Source organism: Brevibacillus porteri, assembly GCF_003013475.1.
In the GTDB taxonomy this organism is placed as follows: Bacteria; Bacillota; Bacilli; order Brevibacillales; family Brevibacillaceae; genus Brevibacillus; species Brevibacillus porteri.
In genome coordinates this window covers 42,291-51,723 of the sequence record NZ_PXZO01000041.1, presented here as the reverse complement: position 1 = coordinate 51,723, position 9,433 = coordinate 42,291, and the positions used below count along the sequence as shown (strand labels likewise).

Sequence of the window (9,433 nt, the reverse complement as noted above, 5' to 3'; positions counted from 1 at the left end):
AAAAACTGCACCTCCAATCGTTAGTTGTGTCTAACAATTGGGGTGCAGTTCAAAATTGGCGGTTTCATGCATATAGCTCTATTTCGTTTCTGGTACCATGAATTGCAACAGACCAAAAGCCACTCCTGCCGTCAATAACACACTCCAGATAATGATGCCCACCGACATCCACAGCATGAGCTTTTTCGTAGGGGCTCCCAGCGAGATACCAATAGCAGCTCCCAGTGGGGCTCCCGTTAAAAGCGGCGAAGCGAGACCAAGGCCGACCACTCCGTATTTATCCCATATCTGCCACATGCGCCCCTGACGCTTGCTCCGTTTCTCTACACGCTTTAACAGCCAGGTGCGCAAAGAACCTCCCAGAAAAATGACGACACCTGCGCTGATAATCGCACCCACCGCACTAAATATTCCGATCAGAACCGGTGGTAGTTGCAACATAAAACCTACAGGGATCGCTGCCCACAGCTCAAACATGCCAGATAGTGTCACCGAGCCTGCTTTCCATAATACGTCCATTCTGTTTCGTCTTTCTCCTCTCGCTGTCTTTTTCATTCGTCATGGTAAAGACGAGCAAACATGTCATTAAGTAACGGAATTTGTTAAATTAGGATGTGACATCCTTACGGATAAAGGTCGCGTACGCAATGATCAGCGCTGCGATCGCCCATACACTCAACACGGTCAGCGAGAACGGCAACGTCATCCCTTTAATCGGAGGTAGTGTTCCATTTAGGTAATCCGTAAGCTGCAAATTTACCACGAACAAGTATTTGGACGATTCCCAGGAGGATGCCATCTGCGTCAGGATCGTTCCGCTAATTAATGCTGCCATCATAATTCCCATCCCAGCAGCCGCACTCCGAACCAAAACAGAGACCATAAGTGTGACCGTGGCAACCACGACGCAGACGAACCAGCCTAGCCCATATTGCATCAGCAAAAATTGCCATTGTGGCAGCATGAAAGCGCCAGATGTCTCCAGTTCTCCTCCCGCTACTTCAAAGCCAGTCAAAATGGGCAGGTCCCATCCCGAATAGCCAAATACGACCCCAGAGAGTAAATAAGCGAGAATCAGTGTCGTGAGAACCGTGAGAGAGGTAAACAGCAGCAGGGTGATGTATTTGCTGGTCAATACCTTCCAACGCCGTACGGGTCGCGTTAATAGAAGCTTTACCGTCCCCTCGCTAAACTCTGAAGATACGAGGTCGACAGCGAGTACGACGATAATCATCGGCAAAAACATCGAAATGGCCTGATCCATAAAGCCACGGGCGAATGTAGGTCCACCCGGCGCCATCGGGTTAATGTCATGATCCAAATAATATTGCTGCTGTGCGATCCTGACCTTGATAAAATCCCGCCACTCTTCAGGAAGACGGCTTGATGCCAGCCTGTTTTGCATATCGACGATTTGTTGGGTTAATAACGGGCGCCAGTCGGTCGTCCCCATTCGTTCTTGTGCAGTGACAACCGAGCGATACTGTGCGTATGTAAAAATCGGGATCAGAATCGCCAAGATCAGCACGACGACGAGAAAACGGCGCCGACGCAGCAATTTTATGGTTTCATTCTGTACGAGCCCCACCATGCTCTGCTCCATGACTTCCCCCTCCTCCCGTCAATGTAAGGAACAGGTCTTCCAGTGTAACCGTCTTTGTCGCAATTCCCATCACAGGTATGCCACCATTGACCAATGCTTGGTTAGCCTCACTCACTTTTTCTATGTCCATGCGTGATTTCAGACGCTCTTCACTGACCACCCACACATCTGTCACTGCTGGTAGTTTCCGCAGGACTTCCTCGGCCTTCTGTATGTGGGAAGACGGGATTTTCCAATCGACCTGATCAGCAAACTGCTCCATCAGTTCTTTGACTAATCCAACCGAAATGACCTTCCCTTGGCTGATAATCGCCACCCGGTCACACATCATCTCGATTTCACTGAGAAGATGACTCGAAATGAAGACAGCGAGCCCTTCCTCCTCGGCAAGCTTGCGAATAAACTGGCGCAACTCACGAATCCCCGCCGGGTCCAAACCGTTCGTCGGTTCGTCCAGGATCAATATTTTCGGACGATGCAAAAGTGCCTGCGCGATCCCCAGACGCTGCCTCATTCCGAGTGAGTACGTTTTTACCTTATCATCAATTGCCCTCTCCAAATCAACGAAGCGGACGATTTCCTCAATACGCTCAGGAGTAATACCACCGCTCATTCTCGCAAACTGCTCCAGATTCTCTCTACCCGTCAAAAACTTGTATAGCTCCGGATTTTCGACGATACAACCAACCTGCGCAATTGCTTGCGGAAACTGTTCCTGAAGGGAGATGCCTCCGATGCGAATATCTCCCCCATCGGATTTTGCCAATCCAACGAGCATGCGGATCGTAGTGGTTTTGCCTGCGCCATTCGGCCCGAGAAATCCAAATACCTCTCCGGCGAAAACATCAAACGTAATATCATGAATGATCGACTTTTTGCCAATCGCTTTTTGCAATCCTTTTACTGAGAGGACCGTTTCGGCCAATGTGCGCCCTCCTATCTGAGTCATGCCTCGTCAACTGACGATGGCGTTCTGTTTATGGTACACTGTCATAAGATGTCCATCCACATTATACCATGACCATACACTTTAAAACGAATAGGAGGATACCCGATGCGCACATCCGGCCAATTTCTTTGGCGCACGGCAGGTCTCTTGTCTTTACTCTCCTTTCTCTTATTTGCGACAGGGTTTGTCCTCGCGATGAACCCGCAGCAGTTAGCACCATCCGCAGCAACCCCACCTGCCCAAAAAGAGCAGCCACCCTCTCCTTTACCAGAAAAGGGTGTCCACAAAGTAGTCGCACTAGGGGATTCCCTCACGCGCGGTGCCGGAGACGCAAATGGCCAAGGCTATGTCGGACTCGTTCGCCAAGCATTGGAGAAAAAATCGGGCCAGTCTATTACGTTCACAAACCTCGCAATTAATGGACAGGAATCATCTGAACTGCTCAAACAAATGTCTCAGGAGCAAGTGAAGAAGCTGCTCGCTGAAGCCGATCTGATTCTTTTTACCATCGGTGGCAATGACTTGTTCAGGCAGACAGGTGGGCTGTATACCATTGAAAAAGAAAAAGTGACCACAGCTCTTAATCAGCTTGCGGTCAACTATGAAGAGATTCTCAAACAGATTCGCAGCGTCAACAAAACGGCGACGATCGTCTATACTTCCCTGTATAATCCTTTTGGCAATACCGAAGCAGCCGTCGACACCATCGGGCCCGTGCTCGACTGGAACAATCAGGCGTCCCAAATCGCCTCAAGATACCCGCAAGTATTCGTGGTGCCGACCTACGACTTGTTCTTGCGTAAAGAACAAAACTACTTGTATACAGATCACTTCCACCCGAATGCTGAAGGCTATAAACGGATGGCGGATCGTATCTTGCAAGCGTTAGAGTGATTCAGCCCTCGCTTCATTCAAGGACTTGCCACGGGTTGCTTCAAAGGCGCGAGCACCCGCCCATTGGAACGCACTGCTCATCATCGAGGTAGCTGCTACAATCAGGAACAAGGTCGTACCTCCGTAGTGTGCCAACAGCAATCCACCCATCCACGGACCGATGAACTGGCCGAGGTTGCTGAAGCTTTTCGCACCGTAATAGCTGCCGCGCATACTCTCTGGCGCCATTCGGTCGATCAGGACGTCTCCTGCTGTAAACGTAAGGATTTCACCTATTGTGAAAAATACCATCGCCACAATGAATATCAGCCATGAGTTGGCAAAGGCATAACCCACGTCACCAACTGCATACATGACGTTTCCCACCACAATCGCGGTGAGAGGCGTCTTTTTTTCTGCCCAGTTCGTCAACGGAAGCTGCATCACAATCACGACAATCGCATTGACTGTCATCAGGATGGCAAACAGCTCTGTTCCTTTCACGACCGTCATTTCTGCGAATTTTGCCAGCGTAGATGACATTTGCGAGTAGCCTATCGCTCCCAAAACACCGGCGAGCATGTACAAACGAAACGCTTTGTCGTGCACCACAACACTGAATGCACGGCCGAATGTAACCACTTCTTTCTTTTGACCCTCAATTTGCTTAATGCCAAACTTGTTCAATAATCCTTGCAAGCTAATCACATAGATGAGATAAATCACTGCCGTCATCAGGAAGGGTAAGGCTACAGAGCTTTTCGCCAGCACTACCCCTGCGATAGGCCCTACCGCTACCCCCACGTTAATCGCCATGTAGCGAATACCGAACACACGAAGCCGCTTCTCTTGTGGCGTTACATCTGCCATCAGCGCCTGGGAGACCGGTTCGTAGAAGGATCGACAGAGTCCCCCTGCTATATTGAGAAAAAGCAGAATCCACGGGTCTTTACTAAGCGCAAACCCGACGAACACGAGCGTCCACACGTACAACGCGCCTAGCATGACTCGCCTGCGCCCGATTCTGTCCGACCACGCTCCCGCAATAAAACCTCCGATTGTACCCGCGAGCGGTCCTGCTCCAATAGTCAATCCGATCATAGCCAAGCTCATATCTGTTTGATTAGACAAGTATAAAAACAAAAACGGCATGCTCATCGAGCTGGCGGCCCGGACGAACACGGTCCCGACGACTAATGACCAGACGATCGGGTGAAACTCCTGTAAACGCATCTTGATCCAGCTCATTGTCTCTCTCCTCACCACTGTTATGCCTTTCCATCTTTGCCAGAACAGATGCTCTGTGATGTTCCCATTGTAGAGAGGCAATGGTCGTTCGTCAATGAGCATTCAAAATTTTTTGATTATGAAACATTTCTATTAGAGTAATCAAAATTTCGATAGGGTTGGACACGGTGACCTTAAACAACGCAAAAGACCGCCAGTAACCACTGACGGTCTTTGCTTGTCCTTTTTACAAAATAACTTCTATCCGATCAATCATTTCTCCCTGTTCGTTCCATTTCACCGCACGGTAAACGCTATCGTGGTAGAACGTGAACCAAGCTCCTTGCTTGATCCCGTTGTTGATCCATTCGTCTTTTGCAAATATGGATGTCATCGGGTAGTCATCGTAGGCCATCACCCATAATGGATTTTGATGGGCGTGTGTAGGCATGATGTCCGCTAGATGCAAAAGCAGCTGCCCCTCTGTCTCCATCCGTACGATAGCATGTCCCTGGCTGTGACCGCCTGTATGATGAAGCGTGATTCCCGGCACAACTTCCTGCGAAGCTCCGTACGTCTTCACCTGATTCTCAATCGGACGCCAGTTTTCTTCCCAATATGTATTCTTCGAGCGAATATTCGGCTCTCTCATCTCCGCCCATTCCTGCTCCTGCACGTAGATGACAGCTTGCGGAAATGTAGGGATAAGTTGTCCATCACGAATAGAGACAAGTCCGTTGGCATGATCGTAGTGCATATGTGTCATGATGACGATATCGATATCAGCAGGAGTCAATCCTTTTGCAGCAAGGGAGTCCACCACTTGAGACTCTTCTTCCAAGCCAAAATTGCGCTTCTGTTTTTCCGTTAGCCGATCATTTCCCAATCCCGATTCAATCAAAATACGCTTGCCATGAGCCTGTACCAGGATCGGGTCAGCACGCAAAGGGATTTGATTGAGATCATTCGATGGATATCTTTTGCTCCAGAGCGGCTTGGGCACGACTCCAAACATTGCGCCTCCGTCCAGCTTCGTGAGTCCACCTCTCAGCCAAGACAATTGAAACTGACCTACCTGCCATTCGTTCCCTACCATGATCCTGCCGCCTCCTCGATTGCTCGGAATGATGATTGAAGATCGAAAGTGAAAAGCACCCCGTTCAGGGTGCCTTACATCTTTTCTGCTACACTTACAGTTCTAGTCGCCGGGGCGATTTCTAACAGGAGATCACTTGATACAGCCTGCACAGTGACATCTGAATCACTTCGTCTATGATGAAGCACGAGTTGCGCTACCTTTTCATTCTCTCGGTAAACGCTGATTAATGTCTGTAATGGATTGGCACTCCCGCCTGCGATCATCTTAAACCCCGGGGCTATCGTAAACGTCCATCCCTCCACCTCTACTAGCGGTGCTAACGAGTACAGGAAGTAACGTTTCCCTAAGAGAATGCCATTATGGTTCATCAAGGCGAGAGCCCCCAATCAAATGAATTTGAACAGTATAACTTCATTTTGCAAGAATTAGCGGAGGTTGAAAAGTGATTCGACAAAACTTCTAAAAAGACGACATACTTTTCTTAATCATATCCGATCCCCATTGTTTTCGAAATAGAAAATCTTTTCATCACCTTAAATCGCTCTTCCTACCGTCGCGCCCTCCAAAATCGCTCGCTTAGCATCGAGCTCTCCCGCTTCTTTAGCCCCGCCTATGAGGTGCACAGGCAGCCGATCAAGCAATGCGTGGTATAGCGAATTGTTGGAGGTCGCTCCAGCCGCTACAATGACCGTATCAGCAGGTATCATGCGTTCCTCCCCGTTCTGAATGAAGTATACCCCTTCTTCTGCAATCCGGCTATATTCAATTTGTGTCAGCATCTCTACGCCACGTCGCTTCAGGTTGGCGAGAACTGCCCAGCGCGTCGTTTTACCCAAGCCCGATCCGACATGCTTCCCACGCCGCAACATGCTGATCTTGCGTTTTCGCTGTTGCAGTTGCTGTACAGCTCTTCCATCCAGAATCCGATACTCCTGCAAGTATTCCGCTGCCTTCGGTGAAATCGTTTCGTCGTGCATCAGCAAATGGGACAAATCACATGCGATTCCTCCTGCACCGACGATCACTACTTGACTACCGACCTTGGCGCGCTTTTCAAATACCGCATCATATCCCTTTACATGTCCGAGCTCCACTCCTGGAATCTCTGGACGCCGAGGAATGACTCCCGTTGCCACTACCACTTCTGCAAAGCCTTCTTCAATCAGGGCTTCTGCCTCTGCCAGTGTTCCCAGCCTTATTTCGACACCAAGACGCGCAAGCTCTGTCCGATAATAGCGAAGCGTTTCATTAAATTCCTCTTTACCCGGCACCTGTCTGGCGTAGTTTAATTGTCCACCGATCTGTCTTTTGGCCTCCATGATAACCACCTGATGCCCTCGCTCTGCCAGCACACGAGCTGCCTCCAAACCGGCTGGCCCCGCTCCGATTACAGCTACCTTCTTGCGGTTTTCCGCCGTAACCAACTCCCACTCTGCTTCTCTGCCCACGAGAGGATTGACCAGACAGGAGGCTACCTTCCCATCAAAGATATGGTCGAGACAGGCTTGGTTGCAAGCAATACATGTGTTTACTTCATCAAAGCGTCCTTCTTTACTTTTTTGAACGATATACGGGTCCGCTAAAAATGGACGAGCCATCGAAACCATATCGCTGCATTCTTCATACAAAATCTTTTCAGCCTGGCGCATGTCGCTGATTCGATTGCTGGCAATAACCGGGATGTTCACGACCTGCTTGACTTGCTGGGCCACCCATACATACGCTCCACGCGGCACCATCATGCCAATCGTCGGCACTTGTGATTCATGCCAGCCAATTCCGACATTGAGAGCATCCGCTCCTGCTTCCTCAAGCATTTTAGCAAATTGCAATGTCTCTTCCATCGTCGTACTATCTGGCATTAAGTCCAATCCCGACATCCGGTAGATGATCGGATAATCGGGTCCCACTGCTTGGCGGGCACGCTTAGCCACCTCGATACCAAAGCGGGCTCTGCGTAAAAAGTCCCCACCCCACTCATCTTCTCGCTTATTGGTCACAGGGGATAAAAATTGATTGATCAAGTATCCTTCCGAACCCATAATTTCCACGGCATCAAAGCCAGCTTTTTTAGCACGGACGGCGCCATCAGCAAAGCATTGGATCGTTACTTCGATCTCCTCTGCGCTTAACTCTCTCGGCTTCCAACGGTTAATCGGCGCCTGCAATGGCGATGGTGCTACCGGGTCTAATCCTGTTGCTTCCTTGTACGCGTAACGCCCGGAATGGAACAGCTGCAACGCAATTCTCCCATTGGCTTGATGAACCTCTTTCGTGATCAGACGCAATTTCTCGATATCCTCGTCTTGGTATACATTGCAATACTCGTCGCCCATACCGCCTTCTGGATGTACAGCAGCCCCTCCTGTCACGATCAGACCTGCCTCTCCTTTAGCACGCTCTGCGTAAAAGGTAGCAAGCCTCGCTACACCATTCTCAAGCTTTTCAAATCCAACGTGCATGGACCCCATCATTATCCGATTTGGCAACGTCATCGAACCAATTTGAATCGGTTCCCATACTTTTGAAAGTTCCACGTTAAACGCCTCCAGACGAGTGAATGCTCATTCATTTTTATTATCTATACGATTCTCTCTCTCCTCCTCATATTCCTCCTTCCTCACATTTCATGCAAAAAGCTCAGGATAATACCCCTGAGCTTTCCTTATGTACAGCCTATTTTTATGTGCCGAGTTTGACGAGCATCCCCAAATCTGCGGAAAATCTTGCGATGGTTTCTGTAAATGCGATTTCTTCAGCTTCTGTTCTCGGCATCTGCACGACAAAGTGATAATCCAGTACGACTTTCGCTTCCGCCTGCGTGCCAGGCTCTACAAAGCGGCGCTTTTCTGTCAGCGAACACTCAGCTACCAAGCTTTTTGCTTGCGTCCATAATTGTTGAATCTCCTCATCTTGCAAGCTATAAGGATAGTCAATTTCCACCTCAATTTCACAGCTGTCCTCTTCCGCAAGCGAAAACAGATGGATGGTAGCCGTTGGTTGCTTTTCGTCCTCTGCCTCGGAAAACGTGATCAGAACCTCTTGCCCTTCCGCTTCTTCCAGCAACGAATGATCGGAGCGCAAGACGATATCCGAAATCATTCCATGCGTATGTAACTGTTGATTTAGTTTTTCCAGCATAAATTGTAACACGTACTTCTTTCCTCCTATTTCACGATATCCTCTCGTAGCAGTATAGCACGAGTTCTACAGATGCGAAAAACCCCTTCACGAGGAAGGGGTCGGTGAATTATTCATATTTTTTTGATTCATGAATTCTGACAGCCACGCACGACGCACTTCTTTGTTTGGACAGTAACCTAAAATGTAGCTTTCTCCGCGCATATATTTTTCCTTAATCCACTCTTTATGCTTGCGGAAAAAGGCATGCTGGAAATCAATCGGCATCTGCTGATATTCTTCCAAAGCTGAAGGGTTCTGGAGGAAAAAATCTTCATCGTACACAAACTCTTCGTTTTGTTGGCGGCTGATCAGGTACACAAAAGCAATCACCAGGAACAGGTTCACCAAGAAAATCGTCATAGAAATCCCTCCAGTCAGTAATAATTATCTGATTAATCTGTCTTATCAGCATATTATTATTGTACCACGAAATTGGTGTTTTCTAAACCTTTTCCATAAACGAATTTTTAAAATTTTTTAATGAATCGACAAATAAAAA

The 9,433-nt window shown here is 48.7% G+C and carries 10 protein-coding genes; 1 reads left to right on the top strand and 9 read right to left on the bottom strand.

Translation table 11 applies throughout. From position 1 onward, the window contains the following. Positions 1-78: 78 nt before the first annotated feature. From C7R92_RS20410 to C7R92_RS20400, 3 genes are all read right to left on the bottom strand, one after another. Positions 79-519, bottom strand: a complete 441-nt coding sequence (locus tag C7R92_RS20410; RefSeq protein WP_106835443.1) for a small multi-drug export protein — start codon at positions 517-519, stop codon at positions 79-81. A gap of 88 nt (positions 520-607) precedes the next feature. Beyond that, positions 608-1,603 (bottom strand): ABC transporter permease, encoded by a 996-nt coding sequence (locus tag C7R92_RS20405; RefSeq protein ID WP_069851414.1) that lies wholly within the window; start codon positions 1,601-1,603, stop codon positions 608-610. After that, positions 1,569-2,552, bottom strand: coding sequence for an ABC transporter ATP-binding protein (locus C7R92_RS20400; protein ID WP_208636222.1), 984 nt, complete (start codon positions 2,550-2,552; stop codon positions 1,569-1,571). The genes C7R92_RS20405 and C7R92_RS20400 overlap by 35 nt, the downstream gene beginning before the upstream one ends. A 105-nt stretch (positions 2,553-2,657) precedes the next feature. On the opposite strand from C7R92_RS20400, the gene C7R92_RS20395 reads away from it, so the two are divergent. Then, positions 2,658-3,446: a GDSL-type esterase/lipase family protein gene (locus C7R92_RS20395; protein ID WP_106835441.1), complete on the top strand. Its 789-nt coding sequence runs from the start codon at positions 2,658-2,660 to the stop codon at positions 3,444-3,446. Here C7R92_RS20395 and C7R92_RS20390 read toward each other — a convergent pair. The 6 genes from C7R92_RS20390 to C7R92_RS20365 all read right to left on the bottom strand — a co-directional run bounded on the left by C7R92_RS20390 (position 3,438) and on the right by C7R92_RS20365 (position 9,294). Beyond that, complete coding sequence (locus C7R92_RS20390; protein ID WP_106835440.1) at positions 3,438-4,673, bottom strand: MDR family MFS transporter; 1,236 nt, start codon at positions 4,671-4,673, stop codon at positions 3,438-3,440. The two genes, C7R92_RS20395 and C7R92_RS20390, sit on opposite strands and share 9 nt — an antisense overlap. A 226-nt stretch (positions 4,674-4,899) precedes the next feature. Then, positions 4,900-5,748 carry a YtnP family quorum-quenching lactonase gene (locus C7R92_RS20385; RefSeq protein ID WP_106835439.1) on the bottom strand — a complete coding sequence of 283 codons (849 nt, stop codon included), beginning with the start codon at positions 5,746-5,748 and terminating at the stop codon, positions 4,900-4,902. A 74-nt stretch (positions 5,749-5,822) separates the two neighbouring features. After that, complete coding sequence (locus C7R92_RS20380; RefSeq protein ID WP_017250353.1) at positions 5,823-6,119, bottom strand: hypothetical protein; 297 nt, start codon at positions 6,117-6,119, stop codon at positions 5,823-5,825. Between the two features lie 165 nt (positions 6,120-6,284). Continuing rightward, a complete protein-coding gene (locus C7R92_RS20375; protein WP_106835438.1) occupies positions 6,285-8,288 on the bottom strand; it encodes an oxidoreductase in 2,004 nt (667 codons plus the stop codon). 145 nt (positions 8,289-8,433) lie between these two features. Further along, positions 8,434-8,904, bottom strand: a complete 471-nt coding sequence (locus tag C7R92_RS20370; RefSeq protein ID WP_069851422.1) for a hypothetical protein — start codon at positions 8,902-8,904, stop codon at positions 8,434-8,436. 75 nt (positions 8,905-8,979) lie between these two features. After that, positions 8,980-9,294 carry a hypothetical protein gene (locus tag C7R92_RS20365; protein WP_017250356.1) on the bottom strand — a complete coding sequence of 105 codons (315 nt, stop codon included), beginning with the start codon at positions 9,292-9,294 and terminating at the stop codon, positions 8,980-8,982. Positions 9,295-9,433: the final 139 nt, after the last annotated feature.